The organism is Shimazuella soli, assembly GCF_022511585.1.
In the GTDB taxonomy this organism is placed as follows: Bacteria; Bacillota; Bacilli; order Thermoactinomycetales; family Thermoactinomycetaceae; genus Shimazuella; species Shimazuella soli.
The window spans coordinates 187,112-211,888 of sequence record NZ_JAKWBN010000004.1 but is presented as its reverse complement, the minus strand read 5'-3'; the positions used below and the strand labels follow the sequence as shown (position 1 = coordinate 211,888).

Here is a 24,777-nt window from a genome sequence, read left to right as displayed (position 1 = left end):
AATCTACCGATTTATTTTCTACCTCTTCAAACAACATTACCTCATCCTCATTTCGAAGCGGGATTGGAGTTATTTGGAGCATATTTGTGCACAAACGGTTTTCATTTGGAGGTGCTTCACTCATGACAAAGAAAATGCATTTTACTATCGGCCCAGTCCAAGAGTTTGTGGCACAATCTAGGCGAACAAGGGATTTGTTAGCAAGTTCGTTTTTATTATCGTATCTGGCAGCACATGCTCATGAGTGATGTGATGAAATATAGTGGGAAGATTAATTTTCCACATGTTCACAATAAAACAAAGATAGTGGATCCTTTGCTACAAGCTGTCTATCACAATGAAAAGCAAGGTCCATGGATTGGAAGTATTCCCAATCGCTTTTTTGCGGAACTAGGACCTGATTATCATCCTGATCAAACCGTAAAAGCAGTAAAGAAAGCATGGTTTCGTATCGCAAATACCATATGGAACAACGTGGTGGAGCCTGCAGCCGATTTAGGAAATGGCACTCAGGAGCCGAGTTGTTCCGCCAAACCGATTAGAAGTCCTTCGATTCCACGAATGTAGCAGAGCCGATACGAGTCCTCGTACTGAACCACTTCGCCAACAAGTTGAGCACCATACTTAGTAAGTCTGGATACCATTTCGTCAATGTCTTCAACGGTGAACATGACGCGTAGATAACCGAGGGCGTTTACAGGAGCAGTCCGGTGATCTGATATAGTAGGTGGGGTAAGAAATCGCGAAAGTTCAAGTCGGCTGTGGCCATCTGGAGTAACCATCATAGCAATTTCTACACATTGAGAACCTAACCCGGTTACACGACCAGCCCATTCACCTTCGACAGTGGCTCGCCCTTCGAGCTTCAAGCCAATCTCTTCGAAGAAAGAGATTGCGTCATCAAGGGATTCTACAACGATGCCGACATTGTCCATTCTTAGTAATTTGTTTTTTGCCATAGTTTTCTCTCCTTATGTGTAAAAATTTATTATCTGATCATCTTCATAACTATTCTACAAATTCCTTCTAAACAAAAACACCTTGTCACAGTTCATGATAACAAAGAAAAGTCACAAGTTGAAAATGCAATAGACTCAGAAAGAATTGCTATTCTTGATACTTTTATCTTTCCAATAATTTTTCTATATAGGCAGTACCTTGAGTTAGCAATGAAATCAATCTATATATCTTATTCTGATGATAATGTACAGCAAAAAATCAAAACCATAGGTAAGGTAGGTCATAACTTAGAAAATCTATGGTTAAAAGTAGAGCCTATAATTAAAGAGGCAAATTCTTCAAAGGATGATGACACATTACTTATAGTTCAAGACTATATATTGCAATTTCACAAATTTGATGGGAGGTCATTTAAGTTCAGGTACCCAATTAACAAGCGACTTGAACCAATGCTAGAAAAAGAACACTTTATTGATCTAGTAAATTTAAAGAAAAGAATGGACGAACTAGAAAATTTCTTTTCTGGTGTTGATGGACAGCTTGATCATATAAGAAGTTTTAAACAAGAATGGGAGTCTGAAATGAAACGTTATTATGAGTATTACTGATCCATTTTAGTAGGCCATCTATCAGAGGATTGAAATGTGGATATAGTCTTGTCTAGAACTTATAACAGGAGATTATATTCGTTCTATTTTAAATAGAAGTTAACACTTAAGGTGTTAGCTTTTTTGAGTGCAAATAAAAAAGCCCTAATGGGCTGCATTAGTGATTCTCAGTATTTAAAATTTTAATATATTCCTCAACTGAGTGCATATTTAGCTTCTCTAAAACGGGTTCTAATGCTTTTTTTTGGTTTTCAATTTTAGTTTCTTGATTTATCGATGATTCGATTTTGTTGTTCTCGTCATTGTTTCAGGTCATCGAATCGTTCATCCATTTTTCCAAGGCTTTGGATAAGCAGACTAATGTATTTTTGATTATCGGTTAATTCGGACATATGTATTTTCCTTTCTTGATATCGTGGGTTAGAGCTCAAAGTACCTAGAACTTTTATTTGTAACTCAATGTATTTTGGGATTATCCGTTCTTCCTACTAAATAGTCTATTGAAACATTGAAGTATTCGGCCAGAGAAATAAGTGTACTGTAGAGGGCTTTGCAAAGCAAGAAATCCTGGATGGAATCGACCTAGCATTTCAGTCCTCCAGTAGTATCAATTCATTTGAATACTGCTTGAAGGTTATCCGAACGCAGAGAGAATATATAGGGAGAAACGACTGAAACAAAGGAAAGTTGTTCCGATAAATCACAAACAGAATAAGCAATATAACAAATCTGCTAAGCCAACACCAAAGATTGGAAAACGAAGACAAAGTACCGCAATGGTAAAGACTGGACAAGAAAACAATGAATTAGATTTAAACGCAGAAGAGCTTCAGAGTACATATGAGGATATTAGAGCTACCATACAGTTCCTACGTAGCACAGAAAAGCAGGTATTACAAAACATGGAAGCCTGATGCACAATAGTGGTTCATATAGCATATTGTTCATGTTTAGAAAACCAAACATAATGAAAAGTAGCCCCACTAAGATGGATATCACTCCAAGTGGGATGCTTACCCTTGAGCGGATTTACTTTGGCTCTTCGAGTAGTTTGTCGACAGGGGCTTCCAGTAGTTCAGTGGAAATTCAATATTCAATAACACTTAAAAGATAAAATATTTATTTTCTTTATCTTATCCCATTTCTTTCCGTAGATTTACAGGGGGAATTCCAATTGAAAAACAACGGCAGATTTATTAGTATTGATAGTCAGTCCATCCATGAAGCATTAGAAAAAACATCCTGTCAGTATTTAGTAGGAAATTTGAAACTACCCCAATTGATCCAACATATTAACGAAAGTGACTTAGAAATTGGAATTTCTTACTATAAAGAGGAGGATTCTTATGAATCGGCACATTGGCACCCTGTACAGAAGGAGTTTCAATATGTTCTGAGTGGGAGAACGGTGTATACTAATGTAGTAACTGGAGAGAAATACGAGTACAGAGAGGGAGATTTTTATGCAATTTACCCTGAAATATGTTATGAGCAAGTAAGTGACGCAGGGACAAAAATTTTGTTTATTAAAACGCCCTCCCTTAATGACAAAGTTGATTGGGATAAATAACTCCAATTCTTCAAGGGCTATTTTACTTACTTCTGGAAGTATTTCTTGAATAGGTCTTTAGACTCATTTCGTAAAAACTACACCAATCTAATATTAAAGCAATTATAAATATCATTGGATTTGATATCGAAAATGATTCTGGAAAGAACGCATTAAAACAAGTTGCGGAAGCTGGACAAGGTACATTTACCTCTGTCGGATACAAAAGTAGATTTAGAATCAAATTTTCAAAGTGAATTTAAACGGTTATATGATGAGTGGCAAAAATGGGGCGAGATGAATTGGGACAAATCACAAAAAATTGGAAATGACAAATTGTATACTCTCCAAGAAACATACGACAAGTTTGGGAAGCAAACACAGTTGGAATTAGACCAACCCTATAAGAATAACAAAAAAAGAGGGGTTGTCCCTCTTTTCATTATCTAAGTTTGCAACTCAGTTATTAAAAGGTTCAAATTTTCTTCAGTAGTGTTCCATTCGCTTGGAGTCAGGACAATTTTTTTGATGGGAAATCCTCCTCTTTTTGTAGGTTTTTCAACATTTTTATTATATCATTTATTCGAAATAAAGGTCATTTTCAAAAGGATCCAAAGATTTGAATGAAGTTTGGATAGAGCATGGTCAAATAGAGATTACATATAAGAGCCAAAATGAATGGAAAACATATTAGACATCTTCATAAACAAAACATTATTGATTGTAAAATGGGTGGGAAAATTCAGTCCATTAAACAAATCAAAATAAAAAATGGCTACGATATGGCTTTTATTAAGATCAAATCTCTAAATGGTATAATAAAATTAACTGTATTCCCACAAGAATTCAAACAGTACAAGCATCTCCTTCAAGAAGGGGAATGGGTTATTTCTAAGATAAGACACATTGCTGAGAGAATCACAAAGGAAGATATAATGACCATTGCCTATTATGTGATATATGAGCGTTTGTCTGCGATCTGGTATTAACCAAGCCTAGAACTATTGTTTATTATTGGTTAGGAGGATATGTTGATGCATGAGACACTTAATATATTAGCTAATGAAATTGCGATTGCCGCTGAAAAATCGTTTTTAAGCTTATTTCGAAACCAAGAAAGTTATTATTATTGCGCACTGGTGACTACAGGAGAAGCCTTTCCGCCGATTATTTCCGCTTGGTCTTGGGAAGCTCTTGCAAGAACTTCAAGTGAAGAAGCTGAGTGGTTAAAATGGTCTTACGCAGATTCTCCGTATTTTAATTATGGATCAGAGAATTTTGAAACTGTAAGGAAGCTATTTTATGAGCGTGAACATGACCATACTGATATGGTTAAGTGGCTAAAAGAGTATGACTTCCGAATGGAGGCTATGGTTTTAGCAATGGAAAAATTGGATGAAAAAGGCTTGTTCTCGATAAACCAACCTAGAAACAAGATTTACATTAATGTTGAGGTAATGCCACCTGATGAATCAAATACTGTGAGAGCCCTGCGGCTAAATAAAAGAGAAAATATTTTGGACTGGCTTAATGAAGCTGCTGAATGAAATAGTTTGACGATTATTCCGCACTATATTTATTGTAAAACTGCCCATTTTTTAATAAATGTCGATTTATATTTTAATTAGAATCATCATGAATTAGAATGATACCAGAGAGAGAAAGGTGATTTAATACCTTTCTAAAAATTCTAGATGCAACTGAAACCGATATAATTCAAAGGAGAATGGACATGTACATATGCAAAACTTGTGATAAGGAATATGAGGTGTCTCCTTCATATATACGAATGGTTAAAGATTTTAATATTATCGGGCACCACCTGGAGAAATGTGTAGAATGTCTAAAAGTAGATGAAGAATACCAAAGATATTGCCTAGCATTTTTTAAGCACACTAGGATTGATATTTGTGTAACAAGTAACCTTTTTACCAAGTGAGTACAGCAGCAACAAATGAAGAAACCATAACCCAAAAATTAGATTAATAATCAAGCCAAAAGCTGGTTGGAATGAATACTGTTTTGGACAGGGCTCATACCGGCCAGTTTTTATTTAATCCGTGAAATAATAATCCAAAGGAAGTGAAAAAATTGATTATGGGCGTACTATTTGTTAGTTTTCTTCTTATTTTTCTTATTTGGACAAACATAGAGAGGAATTCAAAAGCTTCCGTTATTCTTTCTAAGATATCAATTGGAGTTGCTTTGTTGTTTATTATTGGAACCGTACTTTTTACAATGATTGCTATTTTTTTATTTCGATTAGATCCTTTAAGGTAACACTAAAACTCCTGAAAATTATAAATTTATAAAGTGAAAAAAAGATTCTCATCTATACAAGATATAATCATACTGTGTTAAATTCTAATTAGATTTATTTGCTAGAAAGGGGAGAGATCTGAATGAAAAAGATAGGTTTTTTTATTTTTCTCATGTTATTTATGGTTTTCGCAGGATGTTCTTATAGCTCTCATTTTGATATGGATGGTAAAAATGTTAAAAATTCAACAAAAGTTCAGAAGATCAAGTTTGTTAAAGAGTATTTAGACGACTATAAGCAAGAAACGGTTATTACTTCATCAGATGGAAATGGATTAAATGCTCGTGTCTATTTTAAAAATGTTCCAGACACTGAAACACATATCACTTTTAAATGGATTAATGAATCAGGTGACTCCACTAGTGCAAAATTAACCATCAATCAGTCAAATGCAGCACAACCTGCAAAAGCATACTTAACCACAACTAATCCACTGCCTGCTGGTAAATATACTTTGGAAGTTTACTTAACTGATACTGGTGACAAAATAGGAAGTGCTACCATTGAAGTAGTAAAATAAGCCTTATGGGGTTGGACAAGCATCTGATGATTTTGATATCGTTGCTGCACAACTGAAATAGCACGTCGTGTGAAATTAAAAGTAAGAATTTGATGCTCATATGCTATTGAAGATTCACCTTTGGTCGTGTGTGTGCAAGGTATAAAATATAGGGTTCCATGGCATCATGAAATATCCGTTTTACTATAAAAATGCTATTATTAATTGAATATAATCGGTTTCCTTGGGAGTAAGTATGTGGGAAGTATGGGCATTCGAGCCGACGACACGAGAGAAAAAGAGATTCACAATTAAGGAAGGACCACTCGATATTGTAGAAAAGGATGTTTATCTGAACGGTCAATGTTACGCCCTTGCTCTTGCATTGCATGAGTGGAATGAAGAATGGATTCCGGTATGTTGGCTCAATGCTTGCTACCTTGGGGAGAATCCTGAAGTGTGGCAAGGGAGGGATGTCAACGAACTTGCAGACTTCAACCGTTCTGCAATGGTTCATGTCATGGTAAAGTCACCAACAAGTGATGACTTCCTTGATATCGAAGGATATCATGACATGAGTTATAGCCATACAAATCCATTTAACAGGAAACTTATCCGTATGGATATTTCCATCGAGAAAATCAAAGAACTGATGCAGTCGCACCGCTTGCCACAAGACATGGATGCTGCAAGGGCAGTGGCGAGGACAGTTGTCTCAACATACGGAATCAAATAAGAAAGTGTTCATAGGCGAAAGATCCCATTTCATCTCCTGAGGGAGCACGTGCCCTGCTGATCAGCAGGGCACATACATTATATAAAAAGAGAATATTTCTCGCTTGTCCTATCATTTGTTTTCAATCTACACATTTTAATGTAATTATCGTCAGTTCAGGTTTACAGTGAAAACGAACAGGCATGCGAGTCATTCCAATACCTCTTGTAGTATAAACTTGATAGTGACTACCTTTTACTCTATTTAAACCATAGGGATATTTATTTGAATATGGGGGCGTATAAAGCGCTCCTACCAGAGGAATTCGGATTTGTCCGCCATGGCTATGTCCAGACAGTTGTAAATCGATAGGATAGCGATAAAATTCGTCTGCGAAATCCGGCTCATGAGATAGAAGGATAGTGCAAGCATCTTTGGGAATACCACCTAAAGCTTTCCTTATGTCTGCCTCTCCAACCCAAGGATCATCAATTCCAGCGATATAGAGATTATCTGTATGTCTATTTAATGATATATGTTCATTTAACAAAAGTTCGAAGCCGGCTTTTTTCAAAACGCGTTTAACGGATAGCTGATTGGACCAGTTATCATGATTTCCTAGCACAGCATATTTTCCATAAGGAGCTTCTAATTGAGACAATAGCTTTGCTGTTTTTTTGGTTTTACTTGGAGCTTTATCAAATAAATCTCCTGTAAAGCAAATACAATCAGGTACTTCATTTTGAATAGCATAGATTAGTGGAGATAGATCGTCTATCTCAAGGTGAAAGCCCAAGTGTAGATCACTAAAGTGACAGATGGTAAAGTTATGAAAACTTGCGGGTAAGTAGGGAAGAGTAATATCGATTTTGGTTGTCTCCAGTTGATAAGGTTCAACCCATCGGGAATATGCGCCAGTTAGAGTAGGAATTCCTATTATTCCTGCTATATAATAAAAGCTTCGTTTGATAAAGTCTCTACGATTTATTTTATGATTTTTTGTTGCGTTTATGGTAGGTTTTAAATTCATTTCCTGCAGACCTCGCTTTAGTAGATACTACTATAGGTTATGAATGTTACATGGGTATTACGTCATAAAATCCAAATAATAGTAGTTGTTAGCAGGAGAAGTAAAACCCAGAATAAATCAATCAACGAAAAAAGAGATGCTACTGTTAACCAAAAATATCACTCGATATTTTTTGGATAGTAGCATCTCTTTTTTACACTCTATAACATGAAACTAGAAAACGATTGTATATTTCCTCATAGACACATTTTTAGAATTTCGTACACATCTTGCTGGGTAACGGGTTTAAAACGTCCAGTGGTTCCATTTGGTGCAGCTTTTTGAGCCATATCCTGTAGTCGTTCTTCATTAATTTTATAATCCGCTAGACGACTAGGTGCTCCGATACTGTTCCAATAAGAACGGAGTTTTTCGATACCTTCTAAGGCTATTTCACGATCGGATTTTTTAGCTGGATCTACTCCAAAGACACGAATTGCCAGTTGTTTCATTTTTGGAGTAGTAGCATCTAGATTGTATTTAATCCAATTCGGAAAGATAATTGCAAGTCCACCGCCATGAGGAATATCGTAAATTGCAGAAACTGCATGTTCAATTTGATGTGTTCCCCAATCCCCTATCATTCCCATACTGAGTGTTCCGTTTAAAGCCATTGTACCGCAATAAAGAATAGATTCTCTTGCTTCATAGTCTTCCGGATTTGCGATTGCTTTTGGTGCTGCTTCCATAACGGTGCGTAGGATTGCTTCTGAAAATCCTTCGTTTAATGGAACATTAGGTGAATCGCTGAAGTATTGTTCCAATACGTGTGACATGATGTCTACAACACCATAGACTGTTTGATTTTGAGGTACAGAAAAAGTATGTACTGGATCGAGAATGGAAAACCGTGGAAATACATGCGGTGAACCCCATCCTATTTTTTCTTGTGTTTCCCAATTGGTGATGACTGATCCTGAATTCATCTCCGAACCAGTTGCAGCAAGTGTTAAAACAGTACCGAATGGTAATGCATTTGTTGCATGTGTTTTTTTCGTGATGATGTCCCATACGTTACCATCAAATATAGCTCCTGCAGCGATCGCTTTTGTCCCATCGATGACACTGCCTCCACCGACAGCTAAAATAAAATCAATTTTTTCGCTTTTACATATATCGATGCCCTTTTGTACAGTGGAAAGTCTTGGATTCGGCTCTACTCCACTTAGTTCAAAAACAGTAGCATCGATTTTTGCTAGTTGTTCTTGCACTTGGTCATAGAGGCCATTTCGTTTAATACTACCGCCTCCATAGACGAGTAATACTTTTGTACCATAAGGTTTTATTTCATTAGATAGATGAGACAATTGACCACGGCCAAAAATTAATTTGGTAGGATTTTGGTAAATAAATGGTTCCATATATGTTGGTCACCTCTTTTATTTATATGGGTTAATTATATCGTACCCAGTGAAGGAACAAAAATAAACGATAACTCATAATTTATTCAAAAGTTCGTTTGACCATATATAAAGAAGGAGATTACAATGATATTCAAACGAATTTTTGAATGAAGGAGTGCTATTTTATTGGATAACGATGTTTGTTCTACACCTTGTGAAGAAAGTGAAAAAGTAAACACGATTTCTGAAAGGCTAAAGCAGGAGGACTTTGTAGGTATAACCGAATTGTATAGAGCATTGGCAGATGAAAATAGGTTAAAAATTGCTTATGCACTGCTTTTAGAAGAGGAGTTATGTGTTTGTGAAATTGCAAATGCAATAGGGACTTCTGTTGCTACGGCTTCCCATCATTTACGGTTTCTTCGTAAAAAAGGTTTGGCAAAACATCGCAAGTTAGGAAAAATGGTGTATTATTCATTGGATGATGAGCATGTGAAACAATTGGTGGAAATAGCTTTTATCCATCGAAAAGAGGGAAGATGTAATGAGTAGAGATGAGCATGTAGCGGTATATCGAATCGAAGGGCTGAGTTGTTCTTCTTGTGCGAAAAAGTTTGAAGATAATGTCAACCATATTTCAAGCGTTTCAAATGCAAAAGTTAACTTTGGAGCTGCTACCTTAACCGTATGCGGGATTGCAACGATTCAAGACTTAGAAAAAGCAGGATCCTTTGACCATTTACAATTGGTTCCTAAACATGAACAATTTGAAAAAAAAGCATGGTATAAACAAAGACAATACCAACAGCTTCTTCTATCTACGGTTTTCCTACTCAGTGGATTTATTACCCACATGATAGATGGAGAGCACAGCCAATTTGGCATCTTATTTTATATCTTAGCTACACTCATTGGTGGAAGTACGCTTTTTGTTGAAGGCATAAAAAATCTCATTCAGTTGCGATTTGATATGACCACTTTAATGACTATAGCTATTTTGGGTGCTTTCGCGATAGGAGAATGGAGCGAAGGTGCTACTGTTGTTATTTTATTTGCAATAAGTGAAACCCTAGAACGTTTTTCTATTGATCGAGCAAGAAAATCTATTCGATCCCTGGTTGATTTGTCGCCAAAAGAAGCATGGATTAGAAAAGATGGAGAAGAAAAGTGTGTCCCTATTTACGATGTAGAAGTAGGAGATATTTGTATTATTAAAGCAGGCCAAAAAATAGCAATGGATGGTAGAGTTATCAAAGGAGTTTCATCTGTTAATCAATCTGCGATAACGGGTGAGTCTATTCCAGTAGTCAAACAATTAGGTGATGAAGTATTCGCAGGAACGTTAAATGAAGATGGATATCTAGAAGTAGAAGTGAGCAAAAAAGCAACGGATACTACTTTATCAAAAATTATACAGTTAGTAGAAGAAGCACAAGCAAATCGTGCACCGTCACAGGCGTTTATTGATCAATTTGCAAAGTATTACACACCAGCAATCCTTATTCTGGCTATCTTATTAGCAGTTGTTCCTCCTTTCTTTCAAGGGAATTGGCTTACTTGGATTTATCGAGGATTAACAGTACTAGTAGTAGGTTGTCCCTGTGCATTGGTAATTTCCACACCTGTTGCCATCGTTACATCGATTGGAAATGCGGCTAGAAATGGCGTGCTTATTAAAGGGGGAGTTTATTTAGAAGAATTAAGTGCCATTCAAACGGTAGCTTTTGATAAAACTGGTACATTGACTCAAGGAAAGCCAGAGGTTACGGACTTTCTATCGTTTACTGATAAGAATGAAAGATCACTTCTTGAAATTGCCATGACTTTAGAAAGCGGTTCTACACATCCTCTCGCTGCTGCTATCACCCGTTATGCGAATGAACGTCTTATCATTCCACAAGAAAATGTTGAATCTTTTCAATCCCATACGGGAAAAGGGGTTGAGGGAATCCTTTATGGGATACGTCATTTCTTAGGAAGTCCTTCTTGGTTTGAGAATAAGTTGACACCAGAAGTCACCTCAAAAATTACTTCTTATCAACAAAAGGGGAAAACGGTGGTGTTATTAGGTACAGAAAAGGAAATATTGGGTGGATTTGCTATTGCAGATCAACCCAGAGAGAAAAGCAAACAGGTGATTCAAGAGTTAAATCGAGTAGGGGTCGAACATATTGTTATGCTTACTGGGGATAACGAGCAAACTGCCAAAGGAATTGCACATCATTTGGGAATAAAGGAAGTTAAATCAGATTTAATGCCGGAAGGCAAACAACACTATCTCAAAAGTTTGCGAGATACAGGTATATCTGTAGCTATGGTGGGAGATGGAGTAAATGATGCTCCAGCATTAGCAGTATCTCATGTAGGAATTGCAATGGGTGGAGCTGGTTCAGATACTGCTCTAGAAACGGCAGATATGGTTTTAATGGCAGATGATTTAGAAAAGTTGCCCTTTGCTATTCGTTTAAGCCGATTTACGAAGCGGATAATTGGACAAAATATTACAGTGGCATTAGGTTTAAAATTACTTGCATTGCTTCTCATTATACCAGGGATGCTAACTCTATGGTTAGCAGTGTTTGCTGATATGGGTGCAACTGTTCTGGTGACCTTCAATGCACTTCGTCTCTTACGCAGTAAATAGTTGGTTTCCTAACTAACTTCTAGAATATAACCTCTACTTTTTAGGAAGCATTTTTGCTGAAAGAGATGAAAATGAAAGAGGTTTAATCAATGAAACTGGCATGGAAATCAAGTATATTTGCGATTTGGGTAAGTTTGATTAGTAATGTATTGCTAACAATTGTTAAATTTATCGTTGGTCTGTATACAAGGAGCCAAGTTCTTATAGCGGATGCTCTTCACAATGCTGGTGATGTAATTGCAACAGTCGCTACTTTGACTTCTTCTATGGTTTCCAAAAAGCCTGCTGATGAAGATCATCCCTATGGACATGGTAAAGCTGAAGTTATCGCTTCTTTTATTGTGGCAATTATACTTGCTGTAGCTGCTTTTTATATGGTATATCATTCTATTGTTGCATTATTTGAACCAGCTGTTAAAGCTAGTTTGATTGCTTTAGTTGCTGCCTTTGTTTCCTTTGTCTGGAAACAAAGTTTGTATCTATACTGTATTCAATTAGGAAAATCGTCGAATAGTAAGAGCTTAATCGCTACTGCAAAAGACCATTTAGCAGATGTTTATGCATCACTTGCAGCGATAGTAGGTATTGGAGCTGGATTGTTAGGAGATGCCTTTTCTATACAATTTTTGAAATTTGGTGATCCGATTGCAGGTATTATTGTTTCTTATTTTGTTTTGAAGTTAGCATATGGAATGGCAAAAGAATCAATTGGTATTTTAATGGAACAAAATGTACCTATGAAAGAGTTATCCCAATTTCACCATATCGTCGAGGCAATCCCTGAAGTAAAACGAATCGATCGAATTCGTGCCAGAGATCATGGACATTATATTATTGTGGATATACGAGTGAGTGTACCAAATCAATTGACTGTGAAAGAAGGTCATGATGTAAGTAGGAGAATCAAAGAATCGATCATCAAAGAAAATCCAGACGTGGAAGAAGTTTTAATTCATTTGAATCCTTGGTTTCCAGATAATAAGCCATAAAAAGAACTTCAAATACAGTTCTTTTTATGGCTTTGGTGCTAGTATAGGAAAGTTATCCTTCTTGGTGATTTTAGACTTTACGTCATTCCAAGATTTCTCCCATTTCTTCTTGGTCAGCCCCGGGTATGCTTTTAAGTTTCCTGCGGTTTTGGTAGGTAAAGGTACAACCATATATTCTGTTTTTCCACCCTTTTTGTATTTATTGACTAAGGTAGGTAGAAAAGAAGCGTTTGTGAGTTTTATTTTTCCTGTTTTCGCATCTTTCATGATATCTAAATAGACAATAACACCTTCGTCCGTATATGAATTAGACTGATTAGAAATAAAATTCCCCATGGAATATACAACTAGTTTTTCTTGGCCATTTACCATCATTTTCTCTATCTGTTGCGGAACATGGGGACGGCTTCCAAGTATTACATCTGCTCCAGCTTGAAGCACTTTTAAAGCTGTCTTTTTTTGTTTTTCATTTGGATTTCGTTGAAGTTCTGTTCCCCAATGCAAAGAAACAATTACATATTCTGCACCTTGTTGTTTTAGCTGTTTGATATCCTTAGTAATTTTAGCAGGATCAATTAGGTTCACGAGATAAGATTTTCCCTTAGGAACAGAACTATTTGTGCGTTCTGTATAAGAGAGAAATCCTAATTTTATTCCGTTTTTTTCAACTATAACACCTTTATGATCTTGTTCTGATGGTGCTGTTCCTGTTATCAGAAATCCATTCTTTTTAATGGTAGAGTAAGTGCGTATGATACCTTTTTCACCTGTATCATTTGCATGATTGTTCGCAGTAGTGAGAATATCTACTCCAGTATATTTTAAAGCATCTAAGGTTTGATCAGGTGCATTAAAACTTGAAGACCTACTATACCTTTTACTTTCTCCAGCTAAAGTCATCCCAAAATTAGCAATCGTCAAATCGGGAGAAGATAAGTATGGTTGTACTGCTTTAAAAAACTTACGGAAGTCATTGCTATTGGCTGTTTTTCCAGATTGAATTTGTGAGTCATTCATGATCACATCTCCAATTGCTGCGATTGTTATTTTAGCAGGTGGAGGTGGTGCTGGCATCTTTTGTTTTTGCTCGCCAGTGTTATGGATACGCACCAATTTACATGCAGATAAAAGGAGAAATAAGGCCAGTATGGATACAACTACGATGGATCGTTTCAGCAGAATCACACTCCAAAAATATTGCTATTACTGTTATACGATATTGTATCAGAAAAAGGAATTAAAAATTTGTCCCGTTGTTGTCTGTTTGTGAAAATAGTATAATTAGGCTTAATGTAATGAATCGGATGGAGGATTGTTGGATGTTAACAACTATTGCAAATCTACATAAGCATATAGATGAAGAAGTAAAAATGGGAGTTTGGATGTATAATCGCCGCTCCAGTGGGAAAATTCAATTTTTACAATTAAGAGACGGTTCAGGTACAGTCCAAGGTGTTTTGGTGAAAAATCAAGTTGATGCTTCAATCTGGGATGAGGCAAAGAGCTTAACTCAAGAGAGTTCCCTATACGTTTGGGGAAAAGTGAGAAAAGACGATCGTGCACCATCAGGTTTTGAATTAGATGTTACAAATATTGAGGTTATACATATTGCAGAAGAATATCCAATCGCCAAAAAAGAGCATGGTGTTGATTTTTTGTTAGATCATCGTCATCTATGGATTCGTTCAGAAAGACAGCGAGCAATTTTAAAAATACGCGCAGAGATCATACGATCGATTCAGTCTTTTCTAGATTCAGATGGATTTAGCCTAGTTGATCCTCCTGTATTAACGCCTTCTTCTTGTGAAGGTACTACCAATTTGTTCCATACAAAATATTTTGATGAAGATGCTTATCTTACCCAAAGTGGTCAGTTATATATGGAAGCTGCTGCCATGGCGTTGGGAAGAGTCTACTCTTTTGGTCCTACTTTCCGTGCAGAAAAATCCAAAACACGCCGACATCTGATTGAGTTTTGGATGATTGAGCCCGAAATGGCTTTTGTGGATCATGAGGGTAACTTGGAAGTGCAAGAGAAGCTGGTGACGCATGTTGTGCAATCTGTGCTAGCAAATTGCAAGCTAGAATTAAAGGTACTAGGAAGAGATATCAGTAAATTGGAGAATATCAAAGCTCCTTTCCCTCGCATTACGTATGATGAAGCAGTCGAGAGGCTACAAAAAGCTGGTGTAGAATTCACTTGGGGAGATGATTTTGGTGCTCCACACGAAACATTATTGGCGGAGCAGTTTGATCGTCCTGTTTTTATTACAGAATATCCAACGAATATAAAAGCATTTTATATGAAGCCGAACCCAAATCGACCAGAAGTAGTATTATGCGCAGATATGATTGCACCAGAAGGTTATGGAGAGATAATTGGCGGCAGTCAACGAATCGATGACCCTGAACTTTTGGAAAAGCGTTTTAAAGAACATGATCTTTCTGCACAAGATTATGCATGGTATTTGGATCTAAGAAAATACGGATCTGTTCCACATTCCGGCTTTGGATTGGGATTAGAGAGAACGGTAGCTTGGATTTGTGGATTGGAACATGTAAGAGAAACCATTCCTTTCCCACGTATGCTCAATCGTATGTATCCATAGATTGATTTTATCGACAAGGGGTTTGCAAATGAAGGGAAACAACGATAAGATGCGTACCACTTTGGTACAGCTTCTCCAAAAGGGTACAATAACGTTACCAGTTGCTTTGTTTACTCAATATAAACGCCTTGGTTTACGAGAGACAGAGGTTCTGCTGTTAACTCAGCTCCTTATTTTTCAAGAAAAAGAAAAAATTGCAGCACCAACATTTCAAGAGCTTTCACAACGAATGAATCTCACCATACAAGAAATAGCAGATATGGTGGCTAAATTATCGAAAGATGGTTGGGTTGGGATCGGTTCAAAGGGAGAAAAAGGATATGATCTTTCCTTGATATACAAAAGACTTGTTTCTATGCTTGAAGAAGAGGATGAAGAGATAGTACAAGTAGATTCAAATGAACATTATCAATCCTTATTTCATTTAATAGAGCAGGAATTTGGCAGACCTCTTTCTCCAAATGAATGTGAGTATATCATTAAATGGCTGGATGAAGATTTTTATCCTGAGGATTTGATAGAAGCAGCTCTCAGGGAAGCAGTTTACTGTGATAAATTGTCCATTCGCTATATGGATCGAATCCTAATAGAATGGGAAAGGCACCAAATTCATACAGTGGAACAAGCTATTGAGTTTTCAAAACGTTTTAGACAACCAGAAGTTCCAGCAAAACCAAAACGTTCCACTTCTGAGTTTACTTTTTACAATTGGTTAGAAGGTTAACAGTTAACCCTCCATAAAAAGTTTATGGAGGGTTTTAAGAGTTATTCAAAAATATCGCCAAACCATTTAGCTGTAGGTTTCCATACATGGTAATGCCACCAACGAAATGGAGGGGCAATGATATGATGGTATATCCAACGGGATGGTATCCATATTAGGTTCAGACTTATCCATTTTAGAGGAATCCATACTAAGTTTACTGTAATCCATTTCAGTGGTATCCAAAGTGCATAGTACAATGCTTGACCAATCATTCGAAAAATCCAAGAAATTGCTATGCCTGTCCAACGGGCCACTACTACGATAATTTCATACCATATCCAGCGTAGTAGGGTGTATATTCCATGTTTCCAAAGCCACGCAACTGGAAATATGATGAGGTAATATAAGATCGGATATAAAATGTGTTTCCAAAGCCAAACAAATAAATATCGCCATATAAACATGGCAACGGGAGAGATCACATACTTCCACAACCAATTCATTGGTAACCAAATTACATAGTATAAAGGATAGCCAATGATATATTTTATAAGGAATGTAAGAACTGGTTCCAGTATGTTCGCCCATAGCCATTGACTAGGTACAGATATAAGGTAAATCCATATCCATTCCAAGATTTTATAAATCAAATAAAATGGAAAATAAATCACAAATACGATACCTCGTACGAGAGCTTTTAGCCCTTTTCCTATTTCCTCCATGCTTCTCTCCTTTGATGACTATTTATTGCTTTTTCGTTTTCTGTGGAAAAAAATAATGGAAAGTATTTAACCATGATAATAGAAAATAGTTCGTTCGAACAGGTAATTTTAAGGTATAAATGTAATAAATAGGATTTTCCCCTTTTTTAAAAAATTGCTGCAAATGTTCCCAAATGTAGTTATGCCGAAAGTTGTTTATCATTCTATAACTATTTGTTATTTAATATTATTCTGTCAAATTGTAAAATAGGTATGAATATGAATCAAGGAGGTACGATTTTGCTTTGAATACCACATTGTTTTTTGTAAGGTCAGGAGAAACAGAATGGGATATCGAACAACGAATGCAAGGAAGGAAAGATTCACTACTCACTTCTGTTGGGATAGAGCAAGCCAAAACACTGGCACAACGTCTGGAACATATTCACTTTCATGCTATTTATTCGAGTGAGAGTAAACGGGCTTGTGATACTGCTTCTTATATATTACATAATCGTAAAATCAAGTTAAAACGAACAACGGATTTAATGGAAATGTCATTTGGTGATTGGGAAGGTCGAACCTTAAGTGATATACAACTAAATTACCCAGATGAATATCATTTATTTTGGAAAAAACCAAATGAATATGAAGCGAAAGAAAGTAAAGGGGAAACTTTTATAGATGTGCAAGAGAGAGTGATCCCGTTTGTTCAAATTATTGTAGAGAGACATGTAGGGGAAACTATTTTGCTTGTAACCGATACATGTGTGATTAAAACTCTTTTCAATTTCTATTCAGGTTCAGATCTTTCAACATTGTGGGACAGTCCTAATTATGATAGCACTAGTTCTTTCATTTTAGAATTTACTCCAAATGAAGTACATTTATCTTTTGAGGGAGAGCGCTTAGGATAAGACTAAGAAAAGCAGTTGGAGCAATCGTTACCCAAAATAACGATGTATTACTTGTTCATAAAGTGAGGTTGATGGATAGGATAAATGGTCCAAAGGAAATTAAAGGGTATTGGGATTTTCCAAAAGGGGGAGTTTGTGAACGAGAACTCACCTTAGCTCTACAAATTAGAGGAGATTGGTTCCACTGATTTTACAATTGCAAAAAAATTTCCTACGCCAATCTCTTTTCGGTTTTTTAAGAAGATAGCAGAGTCAATTGGTTACCAAAGACAGGAGACTACTATGTTTCATGTACTTTTTCATGGCGATCGAACTGAATTAAAACCATTAGATAAAGAAATATCGGAAATTAAGTTTTTTCCTTCAGAACAAGTTATCTGTATGCTTCATTTAGGGGAAACGAAAAAATTTTACCGAACTTATAGTAGTATTTTATTTTTGTAGTTTCATACATAATATTATAGATTGAAAATGAATAAATTTTTTCTTTGTTATATAAATCAATGGAAACTGATAGAAATGCAAAGCTTTCACAGTAAGTAAAGAGAGGAAAGGAGCCTATTTCTTAGAATAAAGGCTCCTTTCCTCTTTTTCGACCTAGATGATCCATGGATGGAGAAAAATCAGCCATTGCTATAGGCTAGCCGTCACTTTAAAGGGGAGATGAAATAGAGTGTAATATTCTATTCAGAAAGAAGACGCAGTAAATTTATCAGTAGAGATTTCAAAATTGATATACTCCAAACAAGTTTGCAATAAAAACTAAATTTATAATATAAATCATACCACCATAAAAGTGTTTCAAAAGAAGTGAATATTGTATAAAAAAATATAGTTTGCTATAGTTATGAGAGGCGCAAAAAGAGTAGTGCCTTGAAAGAACTAGGAGAAAAACACAGAATGCCTGCTGAAACACAGTGTGATCTGCTGTCCCTTCTCATCGGTGAGCTGTTGAGGAACGGACACGAGATCACGTTGCAGTTCAACAGTACGAACCTGAAGCTGAAGAGCAACGACGATCTGTCTGAAGTCGGGGTCGAGAACTACATCCTTTCCGAGGCAGAGGCAACTGCACTTCTGGAGAGTGAAGGACTCTCGGCAAGCTTCCTGTTTGGTGGGAGTCACTTGATCAGTGAGTCGGATCTTGTCCGGCTCATCTGCAAGGTGTTCATCGCCTCTGGAGTCGAGGACATCTTCTGCGAGACTTCAAGTTCACGCGCCTTTACGTTCGTGTCGTAACAATACTCGAACGCGGAGGAGAGGTCTGGGTGGGACATCAACCCCACCCAGATCACCCGCGGATATTATTAACGGAATATTTTATTTATTAACATAAGTACGTGTATTGTTATTTGTTATAATTACTGTATTGTTTAGTAAATATATCTGTAAATTGTAAGATTAGGAAGGGGTACAGAGTAATGTTACGTCAAGGAAAACTAGCGATTCTTGTAGTGCTTAGCTTTGTTTTAACATTTTACACCTTTGGAGTAGCTCAAGCTGCACAAAGCTCTGTTTTAAAGAAAACGAAAGAAGCAGCTCAAAATGGACATATCATTAACAGTGAATTTGGAATCAATAGTGACAAAGGGAAAATTAAGAAAAAATACGGTAAACCAGATCAAGAAGATCAAGCGATGCTAAATTATCTTCATTCGAGGCAAGTAGCCTTTGGTTTAGATAAGAATAAGTCTACTACTCTGTATTCGGTAGCGAAAGAATATAAAGGCATAACTTCCGATAAAGTCGAGAAAGAACTGGGAAAACCAAATTGTGTAGAGGGTGCTATGGGGAAAGCATACTGGTCCTATCACTTAGGAAAATATTTACTCACATTCCAGTTTCAAAATGGCGAAGTGAAGACACTCCAACAAGTGATAGTGGAAAAGAATAGAACATGTAACGAAATTAGATAAGTTATCAAAGCTGTCTCCTAAAGAGACGGCTTTTTTTCTTACAAAAAAGCTTGATCTAGAGTTAACTCTAGGCTCTATACTTGAAAACATCAAAAGAAAGAGGTGTATATCAATGGTTCAAGGAAAAGTAATCGTTTTAACAGGTGCGTCGAGTGGAATTGGAGAAGCTACAGCAAAAGTTTTAGCTAGAAATGGAGCAAAAGTAATGTTAGCAGCTAGACGCAAAGATCGTTTACAAGCTTTGCAAGCTGAATTACAGGGACAAGGAGGAGACGTAAATTATTATGTAACAGATATAACTTCTCATAAGGAAGTAAATGAGTTAGCATATTACACCATTGAAAAATATGGGAAGATTGATGTGTGGATTAATAATGCAGGAATCATGCCCCTCTCGTTCTTACACGAAAGAAAAGTGGACGAATGGGATCAGATGATTGATGTGAATATGAAAGGCGTTCTTTATGGAATAGATGCAGTCTTACCACATATGAGAGAGCGAAAAAGTGGTCATATCATTAATGTATCGTCTGTTACTGGTCACATTGTAAACAAAACATGGGCTGTTTACTCTGGCACTAAATTTGCTGTACGAGCAATTACGGAGGCACTCAGACAAGAGGAAGCAAAGAACAATATTCGCACTACCATTATTTGTCCAGGTGCAGTAAGAACAGAACTTGCTAATACAATATCTACAGAATCGATCAAAAAAGAAATTGATGATAATATGAGTATATCATTATCACCAGATGCCATTGCAAATGGAATACTTTATGCGATCTCGCAACCGGAAGATGTCGCGGTAAATGAAATGATCATCAGACCAACAAGGCAGGAACTATGAGGTGAGCAGATGGGTTTAACCATTGGTCAAATCGCAGAAAACACAGGGCTGTCCATCCATACCTTGCGATATTATGAAAAAGAAGGTATTATGCCCCATGTGAAACGAAATGAGAGTGGAAACCGTATTTATGAACCTGAAGATGTGGAAGTCCTTAAATTTATTTGTTGTTTGAAAGAAACTGGCATGCCAGTAAAAGAAATTAAGAAATTTGTCTCACTTCTTATGATGGGAGAACAGACAATTGAGGATAGAATTACTATATTACTTAGACAAAAGGAAAATGTCCAATCACAAGTCGATCAGTTACTATCTTACATTCAAATGTTGGATGGGAAAGTAGAATTCTATAAATCAATATTAGAAAGTAGTAAAAAAGAAAAACGAGTATAAGATGACGCTTATACTCGTTTTTTTTCTATTTTGTTAAGACTTGATCCTGTGGGTTAAGCTTTTATTTCGTTTTTTACTTTAGGAATCGGAATAACGTATTGATAATAGGGTACTCTTTCAAACAGTTTCAAGGAAAGGATGCTCACTAATAGATAAAAGAGAAACGTAAAGAAAATAGATGTTGGGTTCCAAAAGAACTTTGGCATATACGTTGCGTAATAGATATAAAGAGGATGCATCACATAGATTCCCATAGAATATTCTCCGATAAAAGTTAACGTTTTATCTACGGTTTTCCATTGCTTGACTTTTGGATATACCCCGATTAATACAACAAAAAGAATAGGGACACTAATCATATTTTCTATCCGATGTTCTACAATCGTATGTATGCGGTAAAACGTCCAAAGTCCATCTGCCATCACAAGGGAAGCAAGTACAAGATTTGTTTTGGGATGAGATTGTATCCAGTCTCGTATTGGTATCCAATACTGTGCGAGGTATCCTCCTAGAATAAAATAATAGATCCAATTAAAGAGATATACTTTGTCCCAATGAAAATAGAGAGGCACTATTTTTAAGAAAATAAGTTGAACAAAGAGCGAACCAACTAGCATGATGTTCCATTGTTTTTTGCTATTTGACCATCTCTGTAAGAGGGGGAATAACAAATAAAATTGCAACACTAATGAGAAAAACCATAGATGATAGAATCCATCTCCAAGATAAACCATGGAGTAAAAATAATCAAAAGAAAAGGTGAAATTACTATGTCCGTTATAGAGAGCAGTGATAATTTGATAAAAAATGGTAAAGGCAACAAAAGGAATAATTACTTTACTCGTTCTCGATTTCCAATAATGTTTCGCATCGAAGCCTTTTTGTTTTTTGTGGTAGAACAATAGAAAACCACTAATCATGATAAATAAGTTAATTCCATAGCGACTGATCTGATTGAAAAAGGAAGTGTACCAAACATGATGTTGATCGTGAATGTAGTAATAGGAACCTGTCACATGGATGACTAGGATCATAAGGCAAGAGATAGCCCTGATCATATGAATCTCATAGAGGTAATTACTTTTCTGCAACAGACACACACCTTTTTACAATATTCACTTCTAACAAAAGGAAGCAAAACTTCTTTTGTATGATCGAATGAGTTAGTTACGAACCTAACATATTATGAATAAATAGACAAATGGAGTTGTAAAATCATTTCATTATGATTAAGTCTGAAAATAGGAGGACAAGGAAGGAAATAGAAGGTGATTTAATTTTGATTTGGAATGTGAATATATTTTTAAAACAGAAAGAAAAGGCATCGTGTGTATGAGTTAGAAATGAAAATAAAAAAGAGATTACTGGTAAATTGATAGTATAATGATAGAAAGAAGTTCCCAACTTCGAGTTTGGAGTTCAAGTGAAAAACTTGAGAAAGATCTACCAAAGTACGCTCATGCGACGAGCATGGAGGCTTATGTGGGAGAAAAAGAAATTCACAGTGTTTCTTCTCTTCTGCGTCCTCTCAACGGCATTGATCTCCATTGTGCATCCCCTTTTGATGAAAATTCTCATCGATAATGGGGTCATGCAACGAAGGGGGACCGTCCTCTATGTTGCTATCACGGGGATTATTCTGTTTGCAGTGATTGACTTCTTTATCACTGAATCAGAACATGTTCTACAATTCCTGCTGAAGTCCCATGTCAACCTAGGACTACTGAGTTCCCTAATGGGCAAACTAAACCGGGTTGCTCCTCCTCGTCTGTTTCACAAGCATAAGCTTTCTGAAATGACATCCGGTTTGAAAAGATGGACGAGCCCCGTCTCAAGTATGGTCTCTTCTGTCATTCCAGACTTGATTCAGCAGATGTGCCGGATGTCATTTGCTTTTGTGGCTATGCTCTGGATCAGTCCACTGATGACCGGTTGCTGCTTGATCGGTGTTCTATTCATTTTCTTGGTAAAGCGTAAGTTGAAGAAGTATACAAAGCTAAACCAAGAAATGTTTGAACTGGAAGACAAGATCGATGCACAAACGAACGATTATATTCATGCGTTTCGTGACATTCAGGTCAACGGAGCGGGTGAGCAAGAAAAGGAAAATTTTGAGATCTCGGCTCGAGCCTCTATGCAAAAAAACCTCGAAGTTTCTCGAGTGAGGATCTTGGGAATTGAGCTCTACAAATCTCTGACAGACGTAGCGGTAACAGCAGTCATTCTTGCGGTGGGAGTTGTATTTTACCACACACTCACCATAGGTCAGGCTTTGCAGTTCATGAGTTATGTTGGTACGTTTCAGGTGAGCGTCAATTGGTTTGTTGGCCAATACCTAACTGTACTGGAAATGACTGCTGAGTTGGATCGCTGTGATGATGTGCTCTCACTGGAGCAGATTCCAGTTCATCCAGAACCGGTTAATCTGGATGAAATTGAGGAGCTGGAATATCGGAATGTTACGGTAACTTATCCGGGTAGTGATGAGCCTGTACTCCGCAATGTGTCTCTGAAGATTCGGCAGGGAGAGACGATTGGCCTTGTTGGTCCGAGTGGTTGTGGAAAAACGACCCTGACCAGTCTACTGGGACGTACGCTGGAACCTGATTCCGGCCAGGTTCTCATCAATGGCCGATCTATCAAGGACTACCCCTTGGAGAGTGTCCGAAAGAAGGTTGCATTCTGTTTTCAGGACCCAAACTTTCTCGGTGAGCCTATTGCTGAGAATCTAAGAAGGCTAGGAAAACCCAATGCAACCGATCAGGAACTCAGAGAAGCAGCTTTTCATGCTTCGTTGGAATTGTCTGACGAAATGTATGAGAAGCGTGTAGATACCCTTTCAGGTGGTCAAAAACAGAGGCTTGGAATCGCACGAGTCCTCCTGCGTCGTGCCGAGGTGAACGTTTTTGATGAAATCACCTCTGCTCTTGATGCAAATACGGAAGAAGAATTGCTTCGTCGCATGCGTAAAAGGTTGGAAGGCACAACCAGTATCTTTATCGCGCACCGACTTTCCACTATTCGTGGAGCTGATCGGATTGTCGTGATGGATAAAGGTGAAATCGTGGAATCTGGTTCACACCAAGAACTCATGAGCCTCCATGGCCTTTACCATGAACTTTGGACGAAGCAACAGGGACAGTTGTGCTGTCGCTGTGGCGAGAAGATTGACAAATGAGGTGAAATGGCTCGATCAAAGTCCATTTGGTCGCCAGTTTCCTTCCATTTCACAATAGAATAAGTGAACAGGTAAACCGGCTTGATTAGAACACTGTTCGGATCGCCGTAACCTGTTTCCGCCCCCGCTGGATGTACTCAGTGGGGGCGACGCATTTAACACAAATGAAAAAGCGATTCAATTTGAATCGCTTTTTAGGTGAATTAGTCAACAATAACATCAACATTTGTGCCAAATACAAAACGAAGTGTATGTTTTCCAGCTTTGTAATAGACTTCCGTTCCATCTTCATAATGTTTCACTTTATTTGGTTTTCCTAGTGCTTGTCTCACTTCTTTTTCGTTGATACTCTGAAATCTTTTATCCAGACTATCAACGGAGGTTACTTTATTTGCTTTTAGTTCAAACAGTATTTTCCTTTTTTCATAAAACAATGTGTTTGCATCAGAATCTTCAGGTTTACCCCATTTTTTTACGATTGCGTTACGAGTAGAGCCAAGTCCAAAGGATTCGCTATTGATAACTTTTCCTTCAGCAGCTAATTGCTTTGTTTGTTTAATTAATTTTTGATGATTCTGTTGTTGTGTATTTTGGTGTTGAGTGGATGTGATGGGAGAGGCATAGGCATAGCTGATTTGAGATATGCCAGCTAATAGAGTTCCTACTGTAAAAGTAGTGGCAATAATGGTTTTAATTGATTTGTTCATGATATGAAAACCTCCAAAAAAGTGAATAGGCTTGATACAATGCTAATTATAATGAGGGGAAAAAATAGAAAAAGGGTAAAAATCGAAGAGTAATTTTCCTCTTTTTT

Annotated in this window: 29 protein-coding genes; 22 read left to right on the top strand and 7 right to left on the bottom strand. The window is 36.9% G+C overall.

Annotated features, from left to right (window positions below; all coding sequences use genetic code 11):
- Positions 1-122 precede the first annotated feature (122 nt).
- Both MK805_RS17855 and MK805_RS11870 read left to right on the top strand, forming a co-directional pair.
- The gene (locus MK805_RS17855; RefSeq protein ID WP_255724622.1) at positions 123-248 is read left to right on the top strand and encodes a type III-B CRISPR-associated protein Cas10/Cmr2; all 126 of its coding nucleotides are present in this window, start codon (positions 123-125) and stop codon (positions 246-248) included.
- A complete protein-coding gene (locus MK805_RS11870) occupies positions 241-567 on the top strand; it encodes a hypothetical protein (RefSeq protein ID WP_240876095.1) in 327 nt (108 codons plus the stop codon). The genes MK805_RS17855 and MK805_RS11870 overlap by 8 nt, the downstream gene beginning before the upstream one ends.
- On the opposite strand, the gene MK805_RS11865 is transcribed toward MK805_RS11870, so the two are convergent.
- Positions 510-959, bottom strand: a complete 450-nt coding sequence (locus tag MK805_RS11865) for a VOC family protein (protein WP_240876094.1) — start codon at positions 957-959, stop codon at positions 510-512. The two genes, MK805_RS11870 and MK805_RS11865, sit on opposite strands and share 58 nt — an antisense overlap.
- Positions 960-1,169: 210 nt before the next feature.
- Between MK805_RS11865 and MK805_RS11860 the strand changes: the two genes are divergently transcribed.
- The 8 genes from MK805_RS11860 to MK805_RS11825 all read left to right on the top strand — a co-directional run bounded on the left by MK805_RS11860 (position 1,170) and on the right by MK805_RS11825 (position 6,672).
- Positions 1,170-1,568, top strand: coding sequence for a hypothetical protein (locus MK805_RS11860; protein WP_240876093.1), 399 nt, complete (start codon positions 1,170-1,172; stop codon positions 1,566-1,568).
- 776 nt (positions 1,569-2,344) lie between these two features.
- Positions 2,345-2,482, top strand: a complete 138-nt coding sequence (locus MK805_RS11855; RefSeq protein WP_240876092.1) for a hypothetical protein — start codon at positions 2,345-2,347, stop codon at positions 2,480-2,482.
- Between the two features lie 260 nt (positions 2,483-2,742).
- A complete protein-coding gene (locus tag MK805_RS11850) occupies positions 2,743-3,138 on the top strand; it encodes a cupin domain-containing protein (RefSeq protein ID WP_240876091.1) in 396 nt (131 codons plus the stop codon).
- A 162-nt stretch (positions 3,139-3,300) separates the two neighbouring features.
- A complete protein-coding gene (locus MK805_RS11845; RefSeq protein WP_240876090.1) occupies positions 3,301-3,567 on the top strand; it encodes a hypothetical protein in 267 nt (88 codons plus the stop codon).
- Between the two features lie 224 nt (positions 3,568-3,791).
- Positions 3,792-4,106: a single stranded DNA-binding domain-containing protein gene (locus MK805_RS11840; RefSeq protein WP_240876089.1), complete on the top strand. Its 315-nt coding sequence runs from the start codon at positions 3,792-3,794 to the stop codon at positions 4,104-4,106.
- A gap of 45 nt (positions 4,107-4,151) precedes the next feature.
- A complete protein-coding gene (locus tag MK805_RS11835; protein WP_240876088.1) occupies positions 4,152-4,664 on the top strand; it encodes a DUF4303 domain-containing protein in 513 nt (170 codons plus the stop codon).
- A gap of 855 nt (positions 4,665-5,519) precedes the next feature.
- On the top strand, positions 5,520-5,957 hold the full coding sequence (locus tag MK805_RS11830) for a hypothetical protein (RefSeq protein ID WP_240876087.1): 438 nt from the start codon (positions 5,520-5,522) through the stop codon (positions 5,955-5,957).
- A gap of 235 nt (positions 5,958-6,192) precedes the next feature.
- Complete coding sequence (locus MK805_RS11825; RefSeq protein ID WP_240876086.1) at positions 6,193-6,672, top strand: hypothetical protein; 480 nt, start codon at positions 6,193-6,195, stop codon at positions 6,670-6,672.
- 121 nt (positions 6,673-6,793) lie between these two features.
- Here the strand turns inward: MK805_RS11825 and MK805_RS11820 are convergent, their stop codons facing one another.
- Both MK805_RS11820 and MK805_RS11815 read right to left on the bottom strand, forming a co-directional pair.
- Entirely contained in the window at positions 6,794-7,681 is an 888-nt protein-coding gene (locus MK805_RS11820; protein ID WP_240876085.1) for a metallophosphoesterase, read from the bottom strand.
- Positions 7,682-7,917: 236 nt separating this feature from the next.
- Positions 7,918-9,081, bottom strand: coding sequence for an iron-containing alcohol dehydrogenase (locus MK805_RS11815; protein ID WP_240876084.1), 1,164 nt, complete (start codon positions 9,079-9,081; stop codon positions 7,918-7,920).
- Between the two features lie 168 nt (positions 9,082-9,249).
- On the opposite strand from MK805_RS11815, the gene MK805_RS11810 reads away from it, so the two are divergent.
- The 3 genes from MK805_RS11810 (at position 9,250) to MK805_RS11800 (ending at position 12,696) form a co-directional block, all read left to right on the top strand.
- Positions 9,250-9,615 carry an ArsR/SmtB family transcription factor gene (locus MK805_RS11810; RefSeq protein WP_240876083.1) on the top strand — a complete coding sequence of 122 codons (366 nt, stop codon included), beginning with the start codon at positions 9,250-9,252 and terminating at the stop codon, positions 9,613-9,615.
- A complete protein-coding gene (locus tag MK805_RS11805) occupies positions 9,608-11,707 on the top strand; it encodes a heavy metal translocating P-type ATPase (RefSeq protein ID WP_240876082.1) in 2,100 nt (699 codons plus the stop codon). The genes MK805_RS11810 and MK805_RS11805 overlap by 8 nt, the downstream gene beginning before the upstream one ends.
- Before the next feature lie 89 nt (positions 11,708-11,796).
- The gene (locus tag MK805_RS11800) at positions 11,797-12,696 is read left to right on the top strand and encodes a cation diffusion facilitator family transporter (RefSeq protein WP_240876081.1); all 900 of its coding nucleotides are present in this window, start codon (positions 11,797-11,799) and stop codon (positions 12,694-12,696) included.
- A 24-nt stretch (positions 12,697-12,720) separates the two neighbouring features.
- Here the strand turns inward: MK805_RS11800 and MK805_RS11795 are convergent, their stop codons facing one another.
- Positions 12,721-13,881 (bottom strand): CapA family protein, encoded by a 1,161-nt coding sequence (locus MK805_RS11795; RefSeq protein WP_240876080.1) that lies wholly within the window; start codon positions 13,879-13,881, stop codon positions 12,721-12,723.
- 134 nt (positions 13,882-14,015) lie between these two features.
- Here MK805_RS11795 and asnS point away from each other — a divergent pair, with 134 nt between their 5' ends.
- Entirely contained in the window at positions 14,016-15,305 is a 1,290-nt protein-coding gene (gene asnS / locus MK805_RS11790) for an asparagine--tRNA ligase (protein WP_240876079.1), read from the top strand.
- A 28-nt stretch (positions 15,306-15,333) separates the two neighbouring features.
- Positions 15,334-16,029, top strand: coding sequence for a DnaD domain-containing protein (locus MK805_RS11785; protein ID WP_240876078.1), 696 nt, complete (start codon positions 15,334-15,336; stop codon positions 16,027-16,029).
- A 41-nt stretch (positions 16,030-16,070) separates the two neighbouring features.
- Here the strand turns inward: MK805_RS11785 and MK805_RS11780 are convergent, their stop codons facing one another.
- Positions 16,071-16,733 (bottom strand): hypothetical protein, encoded by a 663-nt coding sequence (locus MK805_RS11780; RefSeq protein WP_240876077.1) that lies wholly within the window; start codon positions 16,731-16,733, stop codon positions 16,071-16,073.
- 284 nt (positions 16,734-17,017) lie between these two features.
- On the opposite strand from MK805_RS11780, the gene MK805_RS11775 reads away from it, so the two are divergent.
- From MK805_RS11775 to MK805_RS11750, 6 genes are all read left to right on the top strand, one after another.
- On the top strand, positions 17,018-17,629 hold the full coding sequence (locus tag MK805_RS11775; protein ID WP_240876076.1) for a histidine phosphatase family protein: 612 nt from the start codon (positions 17,018-17,020) through the stop codon (positions 17,627-17,629).
- A 282-nt stretch (positions 17,630-17,911) separates the two neighbouring features.
- Positions 17,912-18,073 carry a hypothetical protein gene (locus MK805_RS11770; protein ID WP_240876075.1) on the top strand — a complete coding sequence of 54 codons (162 nt, stop codon included), beginning with the start codon at positions 17,912-17,914 and terminating at the stop codon, positions 18,071-18,073.
- Between the two features lie 456 nt (positions 18,074-18,529).
- The gene (locus MK805_RS11765; protein ID WP_240876074.1) at positions 18,530-18,868 is read left to right on the top strand and encodes a hypothetical protein; all 339 of its coding nucleotides are present in this window, start codon (positions 18,530-18,532) and stop codon (positions 18,866-18,868) included.
- A gap of 182 nt (positions 18,869-19,050) precedes the next feature.
- Complete coding sequence (locus tag MK805_RS11760; RefSeq protein WP_240876073.1) at positions 19,051-19,545, top strand: DUF4309 domain-containing protein; 495 nt, start codon at positions 19,051-19,053, stop codon at positions 19,543-19,545.
- 106 nt (positions 19,546-19,651) lie between these two features.
- On the top strand, positions 19,652-20,392 hold the full coding sequence (locus MK805_RS11755; protein WP_240876118.1) for an SDR family oxidoreductase: 741 nt from the start codon (positions 19,652-19,654) through the stop codon (positions 20,390-20,392).
- A gap of 9 nt (positions 20,393-20,401) precedes the next feature.
- Entirely contained in the window at positions 20,402-20,785 is a 384-nt protein-coding gene (locus tag MK805_RS11750; RefSeq protein WP_240876072.1) for a MerR family transcriptional regulator, read from the top strand.
- Positions 20,786-20,838: 53 nt separating this feature from the next.
- Here the strand turns inward: MK805_RS11750 and MK805_RS11745 are convergent, their stop codons facing one another.
- The gene (locus tag MK805_RS11745) at positions 20,839-21,876 is read right to left on the bottom strand and encodes an acyltransferase (RefSeq protein ID WP_240876071.1); all 1,038 of its coding nucleotides are present in this window, start codon (positions 21,874-21,876) and stop codon (positions 20,839-20,841) included.
- 389 nt (positions 21,877-22,265) lie between these two features.
- Here MK805_RS11745 and MK805_RS11740 point away from each other — a divergent pair, with 389 nt between their 5' ends.
- Positions 22,266-23,963: an ABC transporter ATP-binding protein gene (locus tag MK805_RS11740; RefSeq protein ID WP_240876070.1), complete on the top strand. Its 1,698-nt coding sequence runs from the start codon at positions 22,266-22,268 to the stop codon at positions 23,961-23,963.
- Positions 23,964-24,166: 203 nt separating this feature from the next.
- Here the strand turns inward: MK805_RS11740 and MK805_RS11735 are convergent, their stop codons facing one another.
- Positions 24,167-24,670 carry a DUF4309 domain-containing protein gene (locus tag MK805_RS11735; RefSeq protein ID WP_240876069.1) on the bottom strand — a complete coding sequence of 168 codons (504 nt, stop codon included), beginning with the start codon at positions 24,668-24,670 and terminating at the stop codon, positions 24,167-24,169.
- Positions 24,671-24,777 lie beyond the last annotated feature (107 nt).

Coding starts and splice junctions, on each gene's coding strand:
- MK805_RS11765 (WP_240876074.1), top strand. CDS start 18,530: ATGCCTGCTGAAACACAGTGTGATCTGCTGTCCCTTCTCATCGGTGAG.
- MK805_RS11760 (WP_240876073.1), top strand. CDS start 19,051: ATGTTACGTCAAGGAAAACTAGCGATTCTTGTAGTGCTTAGCTTTGTT.
- MK805_RS17855 (WP_255724622.1), top strand. CDS start 123: ATGACAAAGAAAATGCATTTTACTATCGGCCCAGTCCAAGAGTTTGTG.
- MK805_RS11830 (WP_240876087.1), top strand. CDS start 5,520: ATGAAAAAGATAGGTTTTTTTATTTTTCTCATGTTATTTATGGTTTTC.
- MK805_RS11805 (WP_240876082.1), top strand. CDS start 9,608: ATGAGTAGAGATGAGCATGTAGCGGTATATCGAATCGAAGGGCTGAGT.
- MK805_RS11860 (WP_240876093.1), top strand. CDS start 1,170: ATGAAATCAATCTATATATCTTATTCTGATGATAATGTACAGCAAAAA.
- MK805_RS11770 (WP_240876075.1), top strand. CDS start 17,912: ATGTTTCATGTACTTTTTCATGGCGATCGAACTGAATTAAAACCATTA.
- MK805_RS11820 (WP_240876085.1), bottom strand. CDS start 7,681: ATGAATTTAAAACCTACCATAAACGCAACAAAAAATCATAAAATAAAT.
- MK805_RS11735 (WP_240876069.1), bottom strand. CDS start 24,670: ATGAACAAATCAATTAAAACCATTATTGCCACTACTTTTACAGTAGGA.
- MK805_RS11750 (WP_240876072.1), top strand. CDS start 20,402: ATGGGTTTAACCATTGGTCAAATCGCAGAAAACACAGGGCTGTCCATC.
- MK805_RS11840 (WP_240876089.1), top strand. CDS start 3,792: ATGAATGGAAAACATATTAGACATCTTCATAAACAAAACATTATTGAT.
- asnS (WP_240876079.1), top strand. CDS start 14,016: ATGTTAACAACTATTGCAAATCTACATAAGCATATAGATGAAGAAGTA.
- MK805_RS11855 (WP_240876092.1), top strand. CDS start 2,345: ATGGTAAAGACTGGACAAGAAAACAATGAATTAGATTTAAACGCAGAA.
- MK805_RS11800 (WP_240876081.1), top strand. CDS start 11,797: ATGAAACTGGCATGGAAATCAAGTATATTTGCGATTTGGGTAAGTTTG.
- MK805_RS11865 (WP_240876094.1), bottom strand. CDS start 959: ATGGCAAAAAACAAATTACTAAGAATGGACAATGTCGGCATCGTTGTA.
- MK805_RS11870 (WP_240876095.1), top strand. CDS start 241: ATGAGTGATGTGATGAAATATAGTGGGAAGATTAATTTTCCACATGTT.
- MK805_RS11785 (WP_240876078.1), top strand. CDS start 15,334: ATGAAGGGAAACAACGATAAGATGCGTACCACTTTGGTACAGCTTCTC.
- MK805_RS11825 (WP_240876086.1), top strand. CDS start 6,193: ATGTGGGAAGTATGGGCATTCGAGCCGACGACACGAGAGAAAAAGAGA.
- MK805_RS11740 (WP_240876070.1), top strand. CDS start 22,266: ATGTGGGAGAAAAAGAAATTCACAGTGTTTCTTCTCTTCTGCGTCCTC.
- MK805_RS11815 (WP_240876084.1), bottom strand. CDS start 9,081: ATGGAACCATTTATTTACCAAAATCCTACCAAATTAATTTTTGGCCGT.
- MK805_RS11835 (WP_240876088.1), top strand. CDS start 4,152: ATGCATGAGACACTTAATATATTAGCTAATGAAATTGCGATTGCCGCT.
- MK805_RS11780 (WP_240876077.1), bottom strand. CDS start 16,733: ATGGAGGAAATAGGAAAAGGGCTAAAAGCTCTCGTACGAGGTATCGTA.